Origin of the sequence: Flavobacterium sp. HSC-32F16, from assembly GCF_024171645.1 — a bacterium.
In the GTDB taxonomy this organism is placed as follows: Bacteria; Bacteroidota; Bacteroidia; order Flavobacteriales; family Flavobacteriaceae; genus Flavobacterium.
Map to the genome: position 1 here is coordinate 373198 of NZ_JALKAC010000001.1, position 21886 is coordinate 395083.

At 36.8% G+C, this 21886-nt stretch carries 14 protein-coding genes; 5 read left to right on the forward strand and 9 right to left on the reverse strand.

From position 1 onward, the window contains the following. Window positions 1-33: 33 nt before the first annotated feature. The 3 genes from L1276_RS01765 to L1276_RS01775 are packed head-to-tail and all read left to right on the forward strand — an operon-like array spanning window position 34 to window position 12954. Window positions 34-10062, forward strand: coding sequence for a gliding motility-associated C-terminal domain-containing protein (locus L1276_RS01765; RefSeq protein WP_253784847.1), 10029 nt, complete (start codon window positions 34-36; stop codon window positions 10060-10062). A 28-nt stretch (window positions 10063-10090) separates the two neighbouring features. Beyond that, complete coding sequence (locus tag L1276_RS01770; RefSeq protein WP_253784849.1) at window positions 10091-11014, forward strand: type IX secretion system membrane protein PorP/SprF; 924 nt, start codon at window positions 10091-10093, stop codon at window positions 11012-11014. Window positions 11015-11025: 11 nt separating this feature from the next. Beyond that, a complete protein-coding gene (locus L1276_RS01775; protein WP_253784851.1) occupies window positions 11026-12954 on the forward strand; it encodes an OmpA family protein in 1929 nt (642 codons plus the stop codon). 117 nt (window positions 12955-13071) lie between these two features. On the opposite strand, the gene L1276_RS01780 is transcribed toward L1276_RS01775, so the two are convergent. The 8 genes from L1276_RS01780 to L1276_RS01815 are packed head-to-tail and all read right to left on the reverse strand — an operon-like array spanning window position 13072 to window position 19284. Continuing rightward, window positions 13072-13827: an NUDIX domain-containing protein gene (locus L1276_RS01780; protein ID WP_253784853.1), complete on the reverse strand. Its 756-nt coding sequence runs from the start codon at window positions 13825-13827 to the stop codon at window positions 13072-13074. A 46-nt stretch (window positions 13828-13873) separates the two neighbouring features. After that, window positions 13874-14350, reverse strand: a complete 477-nt coding sequence (locus L1276_RS01785) for a cupin domain-containing protein (protein WP_253784855.1) — start codon at window positions 14348-14350, stop codon at window positions 13874-13876. 43 nt (window positions 14351-14393) lie between these two features. Next, on the reverse strand, window positions 14394-15446 hold the full coding sequence (locus L1276_RS01790) for an alpha/beta hydrolase (protein WP_253784857.1): 1053 nt from the start codon (window positions 15444-15446) through the stop codon (window positions 14394-14396). A 13-nt stretch (window positions 15447-15459) separates the two neighbouring features. Next, window positions 15460-16185 (reverse strand): carboxymuconolactone decarboxylase family protein, encoded by a 726-nt coding sequence (locus L1276_RS01795; protein WP_253784859.1) that lies wholly within the window; start codon window positions 16183-16185, stop codon window positions 15460-15462. A 10-nt stretch (window positions 16186-16195) separates the two neighbouring features. Beyond that, on the reverse strand, window positions 16196-16828 hold the full coding sequence (locus L1276_RS01800; RefSeq protein ID WP_253784861.1) for a flavodoxin: 633 nt from the start codon (window positions 16826-16828) through the stop codon (window positions 16196-16198). Window positions 16829-16846: 18 nt separating this feature from the next. Further along, a complete protein-coding gene (locus L1276_RS01805; protein WP_253784863.1) occupies window positions 16847-17932 on the reverse strand; it encodes an alpha/beta fold hydrolase in 1086 nt (361 codons plus the stop codon). A 19-nt stretch (window positions 17933-17951) separates the two neighbouring features. Then, window positions 17952-18395, reverse strand: a complete 444-nt coding sequence (locus tag L1276_RS01810) for a nuclear transport factor 2 family protein (protein ID WP_253784865.1) — start codon at window positions 18393-18395, stop codon at window positions 17952-17954. 37 nt (window positions 18396-18432) lie between these two features. Continuing rightward, window positions 18433-19284: an aldo/keto reductase gene (locus tag L1276_RS01815; RefSeq protein ID WP_253784867.1), complete on the reverse strand. Its 852-nt coding sequence runs from the start codon at window positions 19282-19284 to the stop codon at window positions 18433-18435. A gap of 161 nt (window positions 19285-19445) precedes the next feature. Between L1276_RS01815 and L1276_RS01820 the strand changes: the two genes are divergently transcribed. After that, the gene (locus L1276_RS01820) at window positions 19446-20342 is read left to right on the forward strand and encodes an AraC family transcriptional regulator (protein ID WP_253786291.1); all 897 of its coding nucleotides are present in this window, start codon (window positions 19446-19448) and stop codon (window positions 20340-20342) included. A gap of 176 nt (window positions 20343-20518) precedes the next feature. Here the strand turns inward: L1276_RS01820 and L1276_RS01825 are convergent, their stop codons facing one another. Further along, on the reverse strand, window positions 20519-21055 hold the full coding sequence (locus L1276_RS01825; protein WP_253784869.1) for a hypothetical protein: 537 nt from the start codon (window positions 21053-21055) through the stop codon (window positions 20519-20521). Window positions 21056-21336: 281 nt separating this feature from the next. Between L1276_RS01825 and L1276_RS01830 the strand changes: the two genes are divergently transcribed. After that, window positions 21337-21744 carry an XRE family transcriptional regulator gene (locus tag L1276_RS01830; RefSeq protein ID WP_253784870.1) on the forward strand — a complete coding sequence of 136 codons (408 nt, stop codon included), beginning with the start codon at window positions 21337-21339 and terminating at the stop codon, window positions 21742-21744. Window positions 21745-21886 lie beyond the last annotated feature (142 nt).

The window sequence follows — 21886 nt, forward strand, 5'->3', positions numbered from 1 at the left end:
ATTGTTCGTACCCACAAAGCAATCCCGCAGCCTATGGAACGATCTATACATATTAAGAATCATTTCAAAAAATTATTCTGCACTGTATTTATACTATCTTTTTATTCTATAAATACATTTGCACAAAATTGTACTGTAAATGCTGGTGTTCTAAATATTACTATATGCGAAACGGATGCCGTAGTTCTGGAAGGAAATACTCCATCTCCTATTGTTGGAAATGTCCTGTGGACACAAATATCAGGCCCTGCAGTAGTTATTAATACCCCAAATAATCCTACAACTACCATTTCTGGTTATACCGGAGGAAACACATATATCTTTAGATACAGTGCAACCTGTGGCGATGGAATCTCTACTTATCAGGATAAAGTGGTTAATGTTCAACCTATTACTATTGCCAATGCAGGAAGTAATATTACAAGCTGCCCAAATAACTCCGGCACCTTAACGATTACAGCAAATGCTCCACAAAATACAGGAGAAACCGCTTACTGGGAAATAGTAGGCGCTAATAATGCGGGAGTCGTTATAAATTTTCCAAATCTGCCAACCTCAACAATAACATTACCAGAATCAAACTGTGGCACCACGACACTTCAATGGGTTATTGAAGGCCCTGAATATTCCTCTGGACAGCGATGCAGAACAACATCACAAATAACCGTTACCAATTACGGTGGTGTTAAACCAGTTTCGGCCGGAGCAGATCAAACTTTGAGCAATTGTTACACTACTAAGCAAAGTACAAATCTTAACGGAACTTATGGGGGATGTGGTCTTAACGGACAAAAAGGACAATGGACATTTGTTAGCGGACCTAATACACCAACTATTGGAAGTTCAAATTCTAACGATACTCAAATTTCTAATCTTGTTCAGGGAACTTATACTTTTAGATGGACAGTTACAGGTCCATGCGCATCTGGAAATGATCTTGTAACAATTACAGTTCCTGCAGCAACTCAAGATGTAACTACCTTATCAGGCGGAGATGAAAATATATTCTTTTGTGATAATACGATTAATCAAGTCACTTTAACAGCCCAAACTCCATTATACGCAGGTGAAACGGTACAATGGACACAAATTGAAGGAGATACTGGCGCCGTGATTGTTTCACCGACAAATCCTACTACTTTGGTTACTACTATCTCAGATTCTGGAGATCCGTATAGATTTAGATATACACTAACCAATAATAACACGGGCTGCGTTTTCACTAAAGATTACATTGTTCAGTTTAATAGTTCTGCAAGAACGATTTTAGCTAATAATGGAGAGGATTTGATAGGAAGCTGTAATGCCACTGTATTTACAATTCCGCTTACGGTAACAGGAACCGGTTACAATCAATATAGAATTGTGAGCGGCCCCACTGCTTCTCCACTCGGGCCCTTCCCTACTGCATTAACTAATATTGGAAACTCTCTGACCTTAACTCTTACTACATCCGGCGAATATATTGTTGAATTTATAAGAAAACAAGACGGATCACTTCCTATTGCATGCGATTATGGTTTTGATTCCTTGAATATTTTAGTTTCTGGTGAACCAACACCTTCAAATGCAGGTTCAGATGTAAGTCTGCCTTGCGGAGATACTTCTACCCTTTTGTCTGGAGTTGCAACAGAAGAAGGAATGCATTTTTGGAGTCAGCTTTCTGGTCCTAACGATTCTGTAATTGTTGATCCATTTTCTGTAGATACTCAAGTAACCGGATTAGTACCCGGAACTTATGTTTTTGAGTATATTACGAAAGGAGGTGGTGCAAAATGTGGTTTTTCTGTATCTACTGTTAGCATATATGTATCAGGAAGTACTCTTGGTGTAACTGATGCTGGGCTAAATCAAATAGTTTGTGCCAATTCACAAGTGCCTCTCACTGCTACTTCTGTCTTAAATGGAGAAATTGGCACATGGAGTCAGGTTTCCGGACCAAGTACTATTACATTTTCTAATGTAAATGATCCAAATGCAGTCGCAACAGGTTTTACAACCGCTTCATCTTCATATGAATTACAATGGACTGTATCTTATCTTCATCCCGGGCCATCGTGCAGCGCGGCTATTTCTGATACCGTAATAATTTCTACCAATAACGCTGCTGCTTCATCCAGTTCTGATGCAGGACCGGATGCTTGTTATCCATCCGGAACAAGTTCTTTCAATTTAAGTGGTAACACTCCAGAAGCATTAGAAACAGGACTTTGGACTGTAATTCCTTCTACAGGAGTTATAATTGCTGATGCAAGTGATCCGAACACAATGGTAACCGTTCCCGGAAATGGAACGTATCTTTTTACATGGGCAATTGAAACTGCTGCCAGATTATGTGAGCCTAACAGAAGCTCTGTTTCTGTTACTATTGCCAATACACCTCCCACAGCAAACGCAGGACCAGATCAGGAAATATGCGGCAATATTATTACTATGGCTGCAACGCCAAGCAGCGGCGGAATTGGAATCTGGACAAGAATTTCCGGCGTTGGAGGTTATACCATAAGCGATGAACATGATCCAAACGCTGTGTTTACTTTTGCTTACAGCGGTTTTTATATTTTTAGATGGACTATTAATGCCGATGTCTGCGGTGAAGCATTTGATGATATTAATTTAACTATCGGAATACCCCCAATTGCTGCTAATGCAGGTCCAGATCAAAATATTTGTAATAGCACTAGTATTACAATGGCTGGAAGTACTTACGACAGCTTTTTTGAAAGCGGACAATGGTCTGTACTTACCGGAGCACCTAATCAGCCTAATATTGTAAATCCTTCCAGTCCTAATACTGTAATCAATGGACTGGCAGCAGGTACTTATACTTTTAGATGGACGATTACGGCAAAAAGTGTCTTTTTATGTCAGGGAACTTTTGATGATGTACTAGTTGTAGTTGCACCAGCCGCCATTGCAGGTACCGATCAAAACTATTGTGATGTAACGAGTATTCAGCTTAAAGGAAATGAAAACTCAACAGGAACCTGGACGCTTGCCAGCACAACAGGAAATAATAACGATGTAGTTATTACACAATCTCCACCAAATAGTTATGTTGCAAATGCAACTGTTGTTCCGGGAAACAGCTATGTTTTTACCTACACAACCAGTGCAGTAAATTTTCCTGCCGGAGGTACTTGCTTAGGATCTTCAGATTCTGTAAATATTACTATTTTTAGTGGTGCCAGTATCGATCCAAATGCAGGAGCAGATCAAACTTTGTGTATTTCTGATGTTGGAGGAATTGCTGCTATGTCAGGTAATGCTGCACCTGCTGATGTTACTGCTGTTGAATGGCGTTTTGTGTATCAGCCCACAGGAAGTGTTGCTGCAATTACAAATCCTAATAATCCATTAACTACAGTTACAAATTTAACCGTACCTGGACTTTATATTCTCGAATGGGTATTTGAAAATAATTCCTGCCGAACATTATCTGACATTGTAAGAATTGAAATGAACGCTGCACCAAGCATTGCCGATGCTGGTCCGGATGATACTGCTGCTTGTCAAACCACATATCAAACTGCTGCTGTTCCGCCTGCAATAGGTATAGGAAAGTGGACTTTTGCAAGTCCGGGAGATGATCCCTCTGGAGGTGCAGTAATAATCAATAATCCTAATAGTCCAACAACCACTCTATCCAATATTACTACTTTAGGAACATATCGCTTAACATGGACAGTTACAAACGGTCCTTTTACCAGTCCATCATCATGTCGGCCCTCTTCAGATATTGTTGAAATAACATTTAACGACGCTCCGCCATCCATTGCAAATGCAGGAGCGGATCAGGAATTGTGTGATGTCGATACTGTCACAATGGCCGCTCAGGCAGTTGCCTCCGGTTTAGGTACTTGGACTCAGATTTCAGGACCTAATACAGCTAATATTGCTTCACCAAATAATGAAAGTTCTTTAATGCTGGGCTTGGTTCCGGGAACTTATGAATTTCTTTGGACAGTTACCACCTTAAACCTAAATGGATGTATTTCACAGGATTCTGTGATTGTTACCATCTATGATCTGCCATCAACAGCAAATGCAGGAACAGACCAAACTATTCCACAGTTTTCACCTGTAAGCATGAATGCCATTACACCAACAGTAGGAACAGGACAATGGACTCAGGTTTCCGGACCTAGTATAGTTGGATTTACTGATGAAACCTCTCCAACAACTGCCATTACAGGTACTGTTTACGGAACGTATGTTTTGCGATGGACTGTAAGCAACGGAAATTGTGCCGTTTCTTCAGATACTGTAACGCTTACTATTTTATCTGTTGCTGATCTTGAACTAACCAAATCGATTAGTCCTGTAACAGGAAACGCAGGCGATATCGTAACTTTCAATATTCAGGTTTTCAATAATAATTCTTTAGGAGGAACAGTTGATGCAACCGGAGTATCAGTTCGCGACTATATTCCGTCTGGTTACACTATAGTTCCAGGTTCCGCAAATTTTGCAGGACAATATAATCTTGGCGATAATACCATTACTTGGAACAATCTGACAGTCCCTGCTGGAAACCGCATAACCTTAACTTTTCAGGCCGTAATTCAATCAACAGGATCGTATCTAAATATAGCAGAAATTATTGCATCCAACCAATTCGATCCTGATAGTACACCAAATAATAATATTTTAGCAGAAGATGATCAGGATGACGCAGCGATACTCTTAGATGTTGCCGATTTATCTCTTCAAAAAACTGTTTCACCAACCACAGTAAGTATTAATGACAATGTGGTATTTACTATTAGAGTAACTAACAGCGGACCAAATAATGCTTCGGGAATTACCGTTTCGGATCATCTCCCTTCCGGATATACCTATGTAAGCGATAATGGAGCAGGAAAATTTAACAATACAACAGGTATTTGGAATGTTGGGAATCTTAACAACGGAAACTCTCTTACTTTACAAATTACAGCAAAAGTAAGTGTTGCGACAGCTGCCAATTATATAAATAATGCCGAAATACAAACGGCACATCAAGTTGATCCTGACAGTACTCCGGGAAATGGTATTCCTGAAGATGATATCGCAAATGCAAATGTCACCCTAAAATCAGCTGATTTAGAATTAACAAAATCAGTTACTCCAACTTCTGCAGCAGCGGGACAACAAGTCGATTTTACTATTAATGTTATAAATAAAGGGCCAGGAAATGTTACAGGAGTCAATGTTCAGGATATTATTCCGGTTGGTTATACTTTGATTGCAGGATCTGTTTCAAATGGCGGTTTATATCAGGTAGCGACTGCCTCTATAGATTGGAATAATATAATTTTGGCAAGTGATGCCAATATAAACTTAACCTTCAGTGCAATTGTAAATCCGCAGGGAAGTTATGTAAACACTGCTCAGATAACAGCAAGTGATTTACCTGATCCAGACAGTACCCCAAATAATAATGCTGCAACAGAAGACGATCAGGATAATGCCGAAATTACTTTTATCAGCCCGTCTGCCGATTTATCTTTGGTAAAAAATGTAGTAGCCGGAAATACGGGTCCGGTAATGGGAAGTCAGGTTTCATTTGAACTTGTTATTACCAATAGCGGCCCAAATAATGCATCGGGAGTTCAGGTAACCGATTTACTTCCGTCAGGTTTTGAGTTCGTCAACTACAGCTCATCCGCAGGAATTTATAATGATGTTACCGGTTTATGGAATGTAGGTTCGGTAGATGTTGGCGTTTCTGAGTCTCTTATTATAGATGCCAAAGTACTGCCAACAGGAATTTACAAAAATATTGCACAAGTTACAGCCAGTAATCTTCCCGATACGGATTCTACTCCAAATAACGACGACGGAGATCAAAGCGAAGATGACGAAGACAATACCCTTATTACGCCTACTCAGCCTATTTCAGATGTATCATTAACAAAATCAGTAAATAATCCAATCCCTTTAGTGGGTTCACAAGTTATTTTTGAAATTATTGTCACCAATAACGGCCCGCAGGATAATACAGGTGTTCAGGTAACCGATTTACTGCCTTCTGGATATACCTACAACAGTTTTACCGTTTCAACTGGAGCTTTTAATCCGGCAACAGGAGTTTGGACTATAGGAAATTTAGTAAATGGAAAAATTGAAACCCTGCAGATTATGGCCGCTGTAAATGGTTCTGGAAATTATTTAAACAGCAGCGAAATCACGGGAGCTGGTCTTCCGGATCCAGACTCTGCTCCAAATAACGGAATTACTACAGAAGATGATTATGCTGAAGTTATTACAATACCAATAACGTTGTCTTCTGATTTATCATTAAGCAAAACGGTAAATAATCCAACACCTCTTATAGGTTCTCAGGTTATTTTTGAAGTTGTCGTAACCAATAACGGACCTCAAAATAATACTGGAGTTCAGGTAACGGATATATTGCCAAGTGGTTATACTTTTGTTGGCTTTACCGTTTCTACGGGAACTTATAATTCAACATCTGGAATTTGGACAGTTGGCAATTTAGCTGACGGAAATTCTGAAACATTGCAAATTGTGGCTTCGGTTAATAATACAGGAGCTTACACCAATACTGCTGAAGTTACTGCCAGTGATCTTTCCGATCCTGATTCAACTCCAAATAATGGTATAATCACGGAAGATGATTATGCCGAAGCTTCTACAGTTCCTGTTCTGCTTTCAGCCGATTTATCTTTAACAAAAACTGTAAATAATAGTACGCCGTTAATTGATTCTCAGGTTACTTTTAGTATCGAAATAAACAATGCAGGCCCGCAGGAAACAAATGGTGTAACAGTAACTGATTTACTGCCTTCCGGATATACTTATGTTTCCTACAGTACTACTATTGGAACTTATACTCCAACAACAGGCTTATGGAATGTGGGTACACTTCCTGTTGCGGCTTCACACACTTTACAAATAAATGCTACTGTAAATGCTGTAGGAAATTATCTGAATACAGCCGAAGTTACAGCAAGCTCAGCTTCAGACCCAGATTCAACACCAAATAATGGAGGAACAACTGAAGATGATTATGCAGAAGCTGCAATTACTCCAACCAATCAATCATCGGATTTATCTTTAACTAAAACCGTAAATAGTATCACGCCAATTATAGGTTCGCAAGTTATTTTTGAAGTCATAGTAACCAATAGTGGACCTCATGATAATACAGGTGTTCAGGTTACTGATTTACTGCCTTCCGGATATACATATAATAATTTTACTATTTCTACAGGAACTTATAATCCTGTAACCGGAATTTGGACTGTTGGTAATTTAATTAACGGAAAATCTGAAACGCTTCAAATTACTGCCACAGTAAATCTTACAGGTAATTATTTAAATACAGCAGAAATTACTGCTGCAGGTTTTCCAGATCCAGATTCAACGCCTGATAACGGAATTACGACGGAAGACGATTATGGCTCTGTAGTAACATTACCAATTAATCAGGCGGCAAATTTATCTTTAACAAAAACCGTAAATAATCCAACGCCTTTAGCGGGTTCTTTAGTTACTTTTGAAATTGCAGCAACCAACAGCGGACCTCAAAATGCTGCAAGTGTCGAAGTGACTGATTTACTTCCTAATGGATATACGTATAATAGTTTTACAGCAACAAAAGGAACTTATAACAAAAATACAGGAAAATGGAATATTGGTTCTCTGTTAAACGGTGATTCTCAAACATTACAAATAACAGCAGTTGTAAATGCGGCAGGCAATTATACCAATATTGCTGAGGTTACTGCAAGCAGTCTGCCAGATCCAAATTCGACACCAAATAACGGAATTCCAACCGAAGACGATTATGCAGAAGCCACTATTACGCCATCTCAGGCTATAGCCGATTTATCTCTTGGAAAAGCAGTTGTAGGCGGTAATTTAAGTCCAATATTTGGTGCAACTGTTACCTTTGAAGTCACAGTTAAAAACAATGGTCCGCAAAATGCAACCGGAGTAAAAGTTATCGATTTACTGCCAAGTGGTTACGAATATATAGTTTACAGTTCTACCAGTGGACAATATTTTAATACAACAGGAATATGGGATGTTGGAACAATTCCAAACGGCGGATCAGAATCACTATTAATATCTGCAAAAGTCAATTTGGCCGGAAACTATCAAAACGCAGCCGAAGTATATGCTTCAAACGAATTAGATTCAGACAGCACACCAAATAACAATACTTCTGGAGAAGATGACATTTCATCTGTATTGCTTTCTCCTGTTCCAGCTGTTGCAGATCTTTCCATAGAGAAAAATGTAATCAACAACAATCTTACGCCAGCCGTTGGTTCGCAGATTTCATTTTCGGTAACTGTAACGAATTCAGGACCAAGTATTGCTGCGGGCGTAACGATTAGAGATATTCTGCCATCAGGATATGAGTTTATCTTTTTTAATTCCACATCTGGGGCTTATGATCATACAACTGGATTGTGGTCGCCTGGAGTTATTTTACCAGGCAATAGCCATACTTTGTTAATTAATGTATTTGTAAAAAGCCCAACTGGAACTCCTAATGAATACTTAAATAGTGCCGAAATTATAAACTCAAATCAATTTGATCCTGACAGTACCCCAGGAAATGGTATTACAACAGAAGACGATTATGACAGCATTTCTGTAACGCCGGTAATTGTAACAGCCGATTTATCTATCAGCAAAACAGCATTAAACCAAGATACCGTACATGATGTTGGTTCTACCGTTATTTTTACGGTTACCGTTACCAATAATGGCCCGGCAGATGCAAGCGGTGTTATGGTTAAAGATTTACTGCCTGCCGGATTCACTTATTTAACAAGCAGCCCTACAAGCGGTCTTTATAATTATGTAACCGGAGTTTGGAATGCAGGCTCTATCACTGCCGGAACAGATCAGTCTTTAGATATTTATACAACAGTAAATCCTCCGTCTGAAGCTGCAAACCAATACAGCAATACAACTGAAATTATTGCCAGTAATCTTCCTGATCCAGATTCAACGCCAAATAACGGAGTTACAACAGAAGACGATTATGACAGTCTGCAAATTAAAGTGGCTGTTGCCGATTTAAGTTTAGAAAAAACCGTCAGCAATAAAAACGCAAATGTAAACGAGGTCGTAACCTATACCATACAAATCAACAACGAAGGGCCAGGTACAGCGACGGGAGTAGCTGTGGAAGATCTTATTCCTTTAGGTTTTTCTAATATCAGCAATATCAATAATGGAGGAATATTCAGTAAAAACATTATAAAATGGATTGACTTAACCGTTCCTGTCGGCGGGATCACCTTAAGTTATCAAACGACTGTTGCAATTCCGCATGGATTGGATGCAAACGATTATTTAAATATTGCCCAGATAACGGCAAGCAATCAGTTTGATCCGGACAGTAAACCTAATAATGATAACGGCGATCAGAGCGAAGATGATGAAGACTCAGAATTTGTAAATATTCCTTCAACAGATATTGCCATAAATAAAGAAGTAGATAAAACCGATGTTCCTATGGGCAGTGAAGTAATCTTTACCATTACTGCCGAAAATCTTGGAAACATAACAGCTACAAATGTTGAGGTCCAGGATATTCTTTCAAAAGGATATTTGTTAAACAGTTTCACCGTATCAGCCGGAACTTATAATAACACAACAGGCATCTGGGCCATTCCGATTGTAAATGCAGGAAGTTCTCAAACCTTAAACATTAATGCCAAAATACAAGATTTTAATGATTACTTAAATACAGCTCAACTTGTAAAAATCGATCAGATTGATACCAATTCATCCAACAATCAGGATAGTGCATCCGTTTTGGCAAACTGTTTGAAAATTTACAATGAATTTTCTCCAAACGACGACGGGCAAAACGATACTTTCTATATCGATTGTATCACACAATATCCAGATAATCAATTAGAAATATTCAACCGCTGGGGTAATTTGGTGTATTACAAAAAAGGATATGATAATAGTTGGGATGGAAAATCCGACGGATCTGCCAAAACACTTCCTGAAGGTACTTATTTCTACGTTCTCGATCTCGGAAACGGTTCGGCTAAAAAATCCGGATGGCTTTATTTAAAATAAAACAGGATAACCAAAATAAGAATTGGCTATGATTAAAAATATAAAAAAGATTTTCACAATCATTACGATGCTTTCTGTATTTGGTGTTGCTGCACAGCAAGATCCGCAATACACCCAGTATATGTACAATACGCTTAGTGTAAACTCAGCGTATGCCGGCTCATTAGGACATTTGGCCATAACCGGAATATACAGAACACAATGGGTTGGTCTGGAAGGAGCACCAAATACACAATCCTTTACCTTAGATACTCCAATTGCAAAAAAGACAGGACTGGGTTTATCTGTTGTTAGTGAAGAAATCGGTCCATCTGAAGAACAATATATCGATGCTAATTTCTCTTATACTATACAATCCGGACAGACTCACAAATTGTCTTTTGGAATTAAAGGCGGCGGAAGAGTCATTAACATCGACTGGACAAAAGGAAGCCATAAAGATCCTGACGTACAGTTTCGCGAAAACATTACCAACAAATTCCTTCCGGTTGTAGGCGCGGGATTATACTGGCATGGTGAAAGAGATTATATTGGAGTTGCCATTCCTAACTTTTTAACCCGCGAAAGATATAATTATGATGATATAGCAGATGATCTTGTAAACGAAAGAATGCACGTTTACTTAATTGGAGGAATTGTTTTTGACCTTTCGGCGCATACTAAATTTAAACCAGCAGCATTGGTTAAATACGTGACTGGTGCGCCCCTGATTGCTGATTTTTCTGCCAATTTCATGTTCAACAATGCTTTTACACTTGGTGCATCCTATCGTACGGGAGATTCTGTAAGTGCAATGGCTTCTTTGCAAATTACACCGCAGTTTCTCGTAGGTTATGCGTATGATTATACCACAACCGAACTGCAAACGTACAACAGCGGTACGCATGAAATAATGCTTCGATTTGAATTAGTGTCTCGTAAAAAGGGATTAAAATCTCCCAGATTCTTTTAAAACTATGATTTATGGAAAGAAGAATTACCATACTCCTATTTCTGCTGATACAATTCGTTTATTCGCAGACCAAAAACAAATCGGCCGATGCCTTGTTTGATAAAATGTATTATATCGAGGCGGCAAAATCGTATGAATTGTCTATAAAAGGCGGAGACGTTTCAAAAGAAATTCTGCAGCGTGCCGGAGATGCACATTATTTTAATACTCAAATGACGAGCGCCAGTAAATGGTACGGAAAACTGCTTGCAGATTATTCAAACGAAGTTTCGCCAGAATACTATTTTAGATATGCTCAATCTTTACAGGGAATTCAGAATTATGACCTGGCAAAAAAATGGATGAAAAGCTTTTCTGAAAAACAAAAAGCAACAGATTCCAAGGCTCAGAATTTTTCACTTAAATCCGTAACTCTCGAAGATATCAAGAAAATAAAACCGCAGTTTATACTAGAAAATCTCGAAATCAATTCGGCTTATTCTGATTTTGGTCCTATGTTTTACAAAGGCGATTTGGTATATTCTACAACCGTAGATTCTTCTTATCTAAAAACAGCAAAATACGGCTGGAACGATCAGCCTTATTTAAACCTGCAGTTAGGAAAAATAAGTTCAACGCTGACTAATGTTACTTTTAAAGAACGTTTTGGAAAGGAAATTACAACTCAATTTCATGAAGCCTGCGTCGCTTTTTCTCCAGATGAAAAAACTATTTATTTTACCCGAAATAATTACAGCGGAAAACTAAAAAGAGACAGCAAAGGCATCAATAACTTAAAAATATATTCGGCGAAAGCGGTAGAAAACAGCAACGGAACCGTTCGATGGGAAAACGTAAAAGAGCTTCCATTCAACAGCGACAATTATTCTGTCGGACAGCCTTCTGTAAGCAGAGACGGAAAAAAATTATATTTCGTTTCAGATATGCCCGGAACGATTGGTGCTGCAGACATTTTTGTAGTGGATATTTTAGATGAAGAACAATATTCGAACCCGAAGAATTTAGGCGAAAAAATAAATACCAGCGGACGCGAAATGTTTCCGTTTATAACCGATAAGGCGTTGTATTTTTCTTCGGATGGTTTTTTAGGTTTAGGCGGACTTGATGTTTTTGAAAGCCGATTAAACGACGGAATATTCGATTCTCCAAACAATCTTGGCGAACCATTAAATAGTAATCGAGACGATTTTGGTTATATCGTAAACGAAAATACCAACAAAGGTTTTGTATGTTCAAACAGAAAAACAGGAAAAGGCGACGATGATATTTATTCTTTCGAAAGAAGCTGTACACAAGCTATTGAAGGTTATGTTTTTGATGCAATATCCAACAACAAAATTGCCGGAGCCATTGTAACACTCAAAAAAAATGAAAATCAAAAAGTCGACGAAACCGTTTCTAAAATTGATGGAAAATTCGAATTCAGCGAAAATATCAATTGCAATACACCTTATACAATTGAAGCTTCAAAAGATAACTTTGCGACAAGTTTCAAAGCGATTATTACTCCAGAAAACTCCAGTATAACACAAGTTCCTATTGGTCTTGATCCGTCGTTGATAGAACGAAAAGATGGTTTGCTGAAAATCAAAATCGGCATTATTTTCTTTGATTTGGATAAATCAGATGTTCGTTATGATGCTGCCATTGAACTAAACAAAGTCGTTTTGTTAATGAGCCAATATCCAAGTGTTGTCATTAAAATTGAATCTCATACCGATTCCCGTGCCAATGACCAATATAATCTTGAACTTTCTGACCTACGAGCCAAGGCAACCCGTAATTATATTATTTCGCAGGGAATTGCTCCTGAAAGAATCGAAAGTGCCATTGGGCATGGAGAAACGCAGCTTATCAATAACTGCTCAAACGGTGTTCCCTGTACCGAAGCACAACATCAAATGAACAGAAGAAGCGAGTTTATTATTACTAAGATGTGACAATAGCCAAAAAAACAATCATTATTGTATGCAATAGATAATTAGATTTTGATGCACATGTTCTTGTTATCTTACAAATTTGCTTGGAAATAACCTGACTGAAGTTGATTTGGCAAGTCACCAACCTTCTTGAAGTCCATCCTGAAGCGCAATTTTATATTTCTCTATATTGAACCTATAAAGATGTGGTGCTTTATGTGCCTTACCTTCCATTCTTGGTTCATCCATTTTATCTAAAATATCATACTTCATCATTTTTCTATAAAAATTTCCTCGATTTAGTTTTTTACCGAGGATAATTTCATAAAGTCTTTGCAATTCCGGCATTGTAAATTCTTCAGGAAGAAGATTATAACCAATGGGCTTATAATTGAGTTCCTTTCGAAGATTTAGTAATGCCTGATCTAAAATTATTTTATGATCCATCATCATAGTCGGAAGATCATTGATATCAATCCATTCGCAGATACTTGAAAAAACGTCAACAACAGGATTTACTTTTTCATAATCGGCCAGGGCATAAAAGCCTAAAGAAATAAAACGCTGTTTATTCCACAAATCATCTTCATAATCTTTAAAGAAATCTTCGCTTCTATCAGCATCGGCAAAAACACTAAACTGCTGTAAATAAATATCATTTGCTCCTGTTCTGTCTGTCAATATTCTTTTTGCAGCTTCTTTTATATCTTCTTCTTTTCTAATATATCCTCCTGGCAATGACCAAAGTTCCTGATCTTTTAGTTTTACCAATAACACCTTCATATTAGAAGTATTATAACCAAAAACAACACAATCAATTGACAAATGTGGTAAATATTCATTCCAGGCTGTTCGCGAAAATTCTTCGACAAGCTGTTTTAATGTGCTTTCCATTTATATGACTTCTTTGTGACAAAATAACTGGTCACTTTGTTATCGTTTATTTATTATACTCGTTTTCACTAACTGCTTCCAGCCAAACCGTTTCTCCTTTTTCTCTTCCCGTAATTGCAGCCTGAATAAATTTAGCAGCAGCACTCGCACCATGCCAATGCGGAACATCTGCTGGGCATTTAATAACATCTCCTTTATTTACAATAACTTTTGGACTTCCTTTTTCCTGATAATAACCAACTCCATCAAGAGCCAAGATGATTTGACCAGCAGGATGACTGTGCCATTTGGTTCTTGCACCAGGTTCGAATGTTACGCTTCCAACCGCATTTTGATTAATGCTGTCTGCCTGCACCAGATTATTCAGCCAGACTTCTCCTGTAAAATTAGTATTTGTGATTTTTTCTCCTTTTGGAAAAATCATATTTGAATCTGCTTTTTTATTATTGCAGGAAATCATTCCTATTGCAATGCAGCATATAGAAACTATTAGTATAGCTTTTTTCAAATTCATATTTTTCATTATTTCTTTGTTTTTTCATGATAACTATATCCGACTAATACTCTTAAAGATTACTTTCAAAAAATCCTTTTAATTTATTTACAGCTTGTAATACATATTCCGGCTTCCAGTAAGTTTGAATATGAGTTGCTCCTTCAATCACAAATAACTCTTTGTTTTTAGCATTCGCGGCTTTACTGAAAGCTTCATCAGTCATATACTTTGTATCGGCTTTACTTCCCGCCATCATCAAAAGCGGCTGATCAATCAAATCCATATTTGTTGCGGCATCCCAGGTCATTAAATCCAGAAGACTGCTCATGGTGTATAGAAATGTCGAATTGGGATGCGCATAAGTTCTGTAATAATACACGTAGCCTTCACGATATAAATCTGTTGAGGTTTTTGCAATTTCTTCATCTGTTACACTTGCTACGCCAGCGTATAGGATCTTCCCTCCTTCAGCTTCCTGCTCGCGTGCATCAGAAGCTTTTTTAAGACGTTCCTGAATAGTTGTCAATTGAGAATTTTGAAAACCATTGCGTCTTACTTCACCTGAGTTGAACATACTCAGCGTAGCAGCTGCTTTAAAACGTTTGTCTGATTGTACCGCTTTCAAAGTATAGCCGCCACCGCCGCAAATTCCTAAAACTCCCAGACGATTTACATCTACTCCAGCATACTGCGTAATAAAATCAGCCATACCATGAATATCTTCTATTCTATTTGCAGGTTTGTCTGTATGACGAGGTTCTCCACCGCTTGCGCCCTGATATGCTGCATCGGCCGTAATGGTTATGTAACCTGATTCTGCTAATCGCTGTGCATACAATCCGGCTGTCTGTTCTTTTATACCGCCGTTAGGATGTGCAACCACAACTGCCGGATATTTTTTTGAAGCGTCGTAATTAGCGGGGGTATATACATTGGCCGTGATATTAATTCCGTTAAGTTTATAAGCAACAGGATGAATATTTACTTTTCCTTTTTCATTTTTGGTTATAGCTCCATCATAAACCAATGTAAATGGATTTTGCTCATATTTCTTTTGAGCAGATTGTGCATTTGCCATGTCTATAAATGAAATTAATACGATTAGAAATTTTATGTTTTTCATTAATTTAATACTTTTAAAATTTGCTTTTTGTTTTTAGCACTTCGTCTAAGACTTTTTGAGCTTCTGTAGATTCTTTAGTTCCAATGGTTTTTTCAATCACAATTATAAATTCTTGCAGCTGACTTGGCTTTAAGCCAACATTCATACAAATATTTAAGTGTGATTTCAGCATTGGTTCTACATCTCCTATTGCTGCCAATACTGATATTGTTACCAGTTCTCTTTCAGCATAAGTTAGAACATCGCGTTCAAAAATAGCTGCAAAAAGATGCTCCTTAAGAAATTGATCGATCTCAGGTGAAAAGGCTGAATATCCTGTTTTTGGTCCGTCTTGTTTTGTTCCGGTGAGTTTAGCCAAGACATTCTGTCCTCTCTCGTATTTGCTGGTTTCTTCTTTTATAGGAGACGCTTCCTTTCCTACACTATCAATAATACCTTTTGCTTTTCTTTCTTCCAAAACAGTCATGAAAGTCTGCAATCCTCGAATACTTCTTGGAAATCCGCAATAAGCATAAAGATGAACTATAACTTCCTTGACTTCATTAATGGTCAAACCTGAATCAAGTCCTGCATTTAATTCTTCTTTAAGCTTTAATAAATCGCCTTTAGATGTTGTTGAAGCTATCCGAATAATTGCTGTTTCTTTATTATTTAAGTTTTGATTCATAGTTGTATGAGCATTCATAATTGAAGTTATAAATAATGTAATTGCAAATAATGTTTTTAAAAGTGATTTCATTTTTATCTATTTAGTATTTACCAAGTCCTATTTTCTTAAGCCAATTTTTGATTTCAGTCTGAACTTCTTTCTCTTTTTCTCCTTCCATTACAAATAAAATCCCATCTCTTTCTATTCCTCCTTTTACTGAAAAACCTTTTAATACTGTACTTTTAGAACATAATTCTTTAACGGTTTGAAAACTGCTTCCAATTCCATAACCTGCATTGGTATTGAATGGAATAATTGTTTTTCCTTCTAAATTGTACTCCTTTAAAAAACTTTTCATCGGAGGAGGCAATTGCATTCCCCAAGTTGGAAAACCAACAAATACAGTGTCAAATTTTTCTATATTGGGTATTTTAGTTTTAAGCGGAGGCAGATAACCTGTTTCATTTTCTTTTGCAACCTGACTTACTATCATTTTATAATCTGTCGGATATGGATTTTGCAATTCAATTTCAACTAATAATCCTCCTGTATTCTTTTGAATGATTTCGGCAACAGCTTTGGTATTTTTAGTACGCGACAAATACACAATCAATATATTTTTATCAGATATTGATTCTTCTTTGTTTTGAAGATTTTCCTGTGCTTTGCTACAACCAGAAAACATACAAACGACTGTTGTTATTAAAACCAAAAGTGCTGTTGATTTTTTCATTTATATTGTTCTAAAAGATTATTTATCCAATCCTTTTTCTTTCAGCCATTCAGACATAAGATCAGCTATTTGAACGTTATTTAAATCAGAAAAAGGAAAATGTGTATTTCCTTTAATGCCAATTTCAGGAAGATGAACAACCGTGACATCACCGCCTTTTTTGTTTACTGCATCACGCCATAATCTGGCCATTTCCAAACGTGCGCGCCATCCGTCTGCACCGGAATTTTTAGATGGTTTATCCGGTATATTATCCCCGTAATAAATAATGATTGGAATTTTAGTCAGTTTCATAAAATCCTGCATGGGTATACTGGAAGCTTCCAGAGCCCCCGCAGAACTGGCTATTGGCGAAGGAACTTCTCCTTCTGGAAACAAAAATCCGCTTCCTGGTTCATAAGAGACAATCGCTTTTACATTTTGGTTTTTAACTGCTGTAATCCAGCCCATTCCTCCAGAGTGAGAATGCGTAACAAGAATCGCCGGACCAATTTTATTGAAAAGTGCAGAAACCGCATCTGTTGTTACATTCAAATCAATCGCTCCTAAATTTGGAGTCATTGAACGGAAATATTGATTAAGCGTTTCTGAATCTTTAGCAAATTGTACGCCTTCAAAATAATCAGGCCAAATACCTACACGGAAAACACCAAACCATTGCTGCTCATCGGGAACTGGCTTTATCGAAGCTTCTGAAGTACTTCGTCCTGCATTTCCTCTTCTAGGCTGATCTATTAAATAAACAGGAAATTTTCTGCGAAGAAAAATATTCTGAAATCCTTCACGTCCGTCTGGTGTCGTTTCCCAAGTTTTAGAAAACTGACCTATTCCATGCCACATTACCAAAGGGTATTTTCGGGCATTTGCAGGCACCTGATAAAAAACATACGCATGATCTCCTCTAAAAGTCTGCCCAGCGGGAGTACTATTATAAGGATCAAATGTGCCGGGATTCTCAATTATCGTTCCTCCTGCCGCAAAGCTTCCCTGCTCTTCAATAATTATTGGTTTTTGCTTTACTTTCTTTTGTGCTGTAATTGAGGAACTGTTTATAATGAGTAATAAACAGAAAATGCTCCATCTTGTAATGATTATGTTCTTCATGTTATTTTTATTTCTAAAGTTATTGTACCGGCGTCATCAACTTAGTAAACGACAATGAACCTAATTTCCAGTCATTATTGTTTTTTATATACACTTCTGTCACAATAAACGGATTGGTAACTTCATTTCCTCCCACAACTGCTAATAGTGTGATCTTGCTTAAAAGTATTGCGGTATCGCCAATAATATTTACCGAAACCTCATGAACGTCTGCTTTCTTGTAATGAATTCCTCCACTTTTAATCACGTTAATTTCCTGGGTTTTCCCCCAACTTCCTCCCATATGAACAAAAACAGATTTATCATCAAACAATGGCGTAAGTTTATCTACATTTTTATCGGCCATCCACTGCCATTTTTGCTGTGACAGCTGTATTACTTCCTTTTCAGCAACAGCAGTTTGTGCAAAAGACTGGTTTGCCATTAGAATAAGTATTAGTAATCCAAAAAGTGATTTTTTCATAAGGCTGTATTTTTGATTCGTATATTTTTTTAAGTGGTTATTTTTCTAATTTTCGTTCACTCAGCCACTTTACCATATTTGGGTCTCTATGATCAAAAAACAGACTTGCATTGGTATCTAAAGTTTGTATAGCTGTTATATCTTCATTTGACAACTCAAAATCAAAAATGTTGAAGTTTTCTGCCATTCTTTCTTTACGAACAGATTTCGGAATAGCTACTACTCCTCTTTGCGTCAACCATCTCAGAATAATCTGTGCGGTAGATTTGTTATGTTTTTGAGCGATTAATTTTAAAATCTCATTCTGGAAAATATCATTCTTTCCTTCAGCAAAAGGCCCCCAAGATTCAATTTGAATATTATTTTCCTCAAGAAACTTTTGTGTTTCAATCTGCTGGTGAAACGGATGCGTTTCTATTTGATTAACTGCGGGAGTAAAACCGGTATTGGCTACTAAATCCATTACCCTGTCAGGATGAAAGTTTGAAACCCCTATTGCTTTTACTTTTCCCTGATTGTATAATTCCTGCATGGCGCGCCAAGATCCATATATATCGCCATATGGCTGATGTATCAGGTACAAATCCAAATAATCTAACTGCAAAAGATCTAATGATTTCTGAAAAGCTGCTTTTGTATTTTCATAACCTGCATCACTTACCCAAAGTTTTGTAGTTATAAAAAGTTCCTCTCTTGCAATGCCGCTTCTTTTAATACCTTTTCCCACAGCTTCTTCGTTCCCATAAGCTGCAGCAGTATCAATTAATCTGTAACCTGTTTCAATTGCATCAACTACCGCCTGTTCACATTCGGCCATGTCCTGCATTTGAAAAACACCAAACCCTAAAATAGGCATCTCTACACCATTGTTTAATTTTATATTGTACATTGTATTATGATTTATAATTCTATTATTACAAATTTCCGAACTTAATGCGACGGCACTGGTATACAGATTACGGAATCTCCTACCAAGATTACTGATTGAGTACAGACCGTAATTTAAAATGCTGTTAATTGGTTAAATTTGTGGAACAAACAATGAAAAACATGGAACAGGTATTTAACTTCGACACTATTAGTGAATACAATGATTTTAATAATCATGAAACACTGCATCCGCTGGTTAGTATAATTGATTTTTCTAAAGCTAAACCAAGAACCGGTTCTAAAATGAATTTTGAATTGTATTGTATATTCCTGAAACAGGTTAAATGCGGAGATTTGAAATACGGTCGTAATTATTACGATTATCAAGAAGGAACTTTAGTGTTTGTATCTCCTGGCCAAACGATTGATGTAGAAAACAAAGTAGATATTTATCAGCCTGTTGGACATGGATTGGTTTTTCATCCTGATTTAATCCGAGGCACATCACTTGCGAAAAGCTTAAGCGAATATAGTTTTTTCGGTTACAGCACCAGTGAAGCCCTGCATTTATCAGAAAAAGAAAAACAACTTGTATTTGACTGTTTTGCTAAAATTGAAGTAGAGTTAAAACAATCTATAGACAAACACAGCAAAAAACTTATTGCATCAAATATTGAGCTGTTTTTAAATTATTGCGAAAGGTTTTATGACCGGCAGTTTATTACCAGAGATACTACCAATAAAGGAATTGTTGAGAAATTTGAAGAACTGTTAAACAGTTATTTTTCTTCGGATAAACCCAACACCATAGGACTTCCTTCTGTGGCGCATTATGCAGGAGAACTTAATTTGTCTCCTAACTATTTTGGTGATTTAATTAAAAAAGAAACAGGAAAATCTGCTCAGGAATACATTCAAAATAAAATCATTGATACTGCCAAAAACAAAATATTCGATTCATCAAAAACAATCAATGAAGTCGCTTACGAATTAGGCTTTAAATATCCACAGCATTTTACTCGTTTTTTTAAACAGCATGTTGGCAGTACGCCTAATGAATATCGTATTATGAATTAGGGAACTACTTTGTTCAATTTCTATTTCAACACTTCCTTCGCGCAGATTTGTAATCCGTGCCCGCAGAGTATATCTTAAAAAATTAAAAAATCCAGTTTTTAACTGCATCCTTTACCTCCATTTTTATTACTACAGGAACGGGCACGGAAAGAATTTCTGCGCTATCGTTGCGCATATCAAAGCGATTGGTATTTCTCCACTCCCCTTTCTCTTATCAGCTCTGCTGCATCTAGCATTTTGATTAAATAAATATAGGGCGTCGTCACATCAGATTCAGGATCTCCGGCATGAGGAGACAAAGAATGCTCAAAGATTTGAGATAGAAAAAATTCAAATTCTTCAAGCGTTTTTTCATCAAATGTATTTTGAAATACAATAAAAGGATTTTCGTATTCTTCCTTCGTTAGCGAAGAAAAATGAAAAACCATTTCACTGCGCAAAGACGGTGTAACTTTCCATTTTTTACTTTTCTTTTGCAGACAGTAACACACTTTGATAAAAAAGCTGAAAGCAGTATACAACACAAAAACATCGCTGGGATTGTCCTGTTTGTGAACTTCTCTTTTATAACTGAAAATTACCGCTTCGCTTAAATTTTGTTTATAATAATCAAGATCTGCAAAGTCAAAAAAGGCCTCAACTGCCTTAAATGGATTTCCTGCCTCAAACCCTGCCCAAAATCCGGTTTCGAAGGATATTTTATTCTTTTTCATTGTAAGAAGGTTTAAAATTATGTACGAAATTATTTTCAATTTAAAGAATAATCTATTCGAAATGCGCCTATAATACCCATTATATATTCAATACAACCCAATTGTATTGTGCTATTTTCATATTACATTGGCATATACCAGAAATTGGGATAAAATAGAAATAGAACTGGTATAATATCTGACAAAATAGATGTATTATGGGATATTTTTTTATCTTTGAAACTCAGGATTTTTAATCCAAATGGCTTTATCTTTGAGCTTTTAGAAAATTAATATTCATTATGGAACAGAAAATACATCAGGGAAGAAACGTAAAACGCTTCAGAGAAATGCTTAACATAAAGCAGGAAGCATTGGCTTATGATTTGGGTGAAGACTGGAATCAAAAGAAAATTTCTTTACTGGAGCAGAAAGATGTAATTGAAGACAAACTGCTGAAACAAATCTCTGCAGTATTAAAAATTCCTGTTGAAGCTTTTCAGAATTTTGATGAAGAGCAAGCAATAAATATTATTTCTAATACTTTTGGAGAACACGCTTTCACTAATTCATTTAATTACGGAACAATTAATATTCATCCAATTGAAAAATTGATTTCACTTCATGAAGAAAAAATTGCTTTATACGAGCGTATGTTGAAAGAGAAAGAAGAAATGATGGTGAGGCTTGAGAAATTGATTACTAAATAATTGTTTTTAAAAGATATAGAATTCATAAAAAGAGACTTTCGGGTCTCTTTTTTGTTTTGATGGCATTTGTTCAATTTATTATCTGATGAAGATTATGAGTGGGAAATCAGAAGACATTCGCGCAACTTTCCTGAAGAATTCT

What these genes read in the sequence shown, in the direction of transcription:
- L1276_RS01765 (WP_253784847.1), top strand. Translation starts at nt 34, where the DNA reads ATGGAACGATCTATACATATTAAGAATCATTTCAAAAAATTATTCTGC.
- L1276_RS01770 (WP_253784849.1), top strand. Translation starts at nt 10,091, where the DNA reads ATGATTAAAAATATAAAAAAGATTTTCACAATCATTACGATGCTTTCT.
- L1276_RS01775 (WP_253784851.1), top strand. Translation starts at nt 11,026, where the DNA reads ATGGAAAGAAGAATTACCATACTCCTATTTCTGCTGATACAATTCGTT.
- L1276_RS01780 (WP_253784853.1), bottom strand. Translation starts at nt 13,827, where the DNA reads ATGGAAAGCACATTAAAACAGCTTGTCGAAGAATTTTCGCGAACAGCC.
- L1276_RS01785 (WP_253784855.1), bottom strand. Translation starts at nt 14,350, where the DNA reads ATGAAAAATATGAATTTGAAAAAAGCTATACTAATAGTTTCTATATGC.
- L1276_RS01790 (WP_253784857.1), bottom strand. Translation starts at nt 15,446, where the DNA reads ATGAAAAACATAAAATTTCTAATCGTATTAATTTCATTTATAGACATG.
- L1276_RS01795 (WP_253784859.1), bottom strand. Translation starts at nt 16,185, where the DNA reads ATGAAATCACTTTTAAAAACATTATTTGCAATTACATTATTTATAACT.
- L1276_RS01800 (WP_253784861.1), bottom strand. Translation starts at nt 16,828, where the DNA reads ATGAAAAAATCAACAGCACTTTTGGTTTTAATAACAACAGTCGTTTGT.
- L1276_RS01805 (WP_253784863.1), bottom strand. Translation starts at nt 17,932, where the DNA reads ATGAAGAACATAATCATTACAAGATGGAGCATTTTCTGTTTATTACTC.
- L1276_RS01810 (WP_253784865.1), bottom strand. Translation starts at nt 18,395, where the DNA reads ATGAAAAAATCACTTTTTGGATTACTAATACTTATTCTAATGGCAAAC.
- L1276_RS01815 (WP_253784867.1), bottom strand. Translation starts at nt 19,284, where the DNA reads ATGTACAATATAAAATTAAACAATGGTGTAGAGATGCCTATTTTAGGG.
- L1276_RS01820 (WP_253786291.1), top strand. Translation starts at nt 19,446, where the DNA reads ATGGAACAGGTATTTAACTTCGACACTATTAGTGAATACAATGATTTT.
- L1276_RS01825 (WP_253784869.1), bottom strand. Translation starts at nt 21,055, where the DNA reads ATGAAAAAGAATAAAATATCCTTCGAAACCGGATTTTGGGCAGGGTTT.
- L1276_RS01830 (WP_253784870.1), top strand. Translation starts at nt 21,337, where the DNA reads ATGGAACAGAAAATACATCAGGGAAGAAACGTAAAACGCTTCAGAGAA.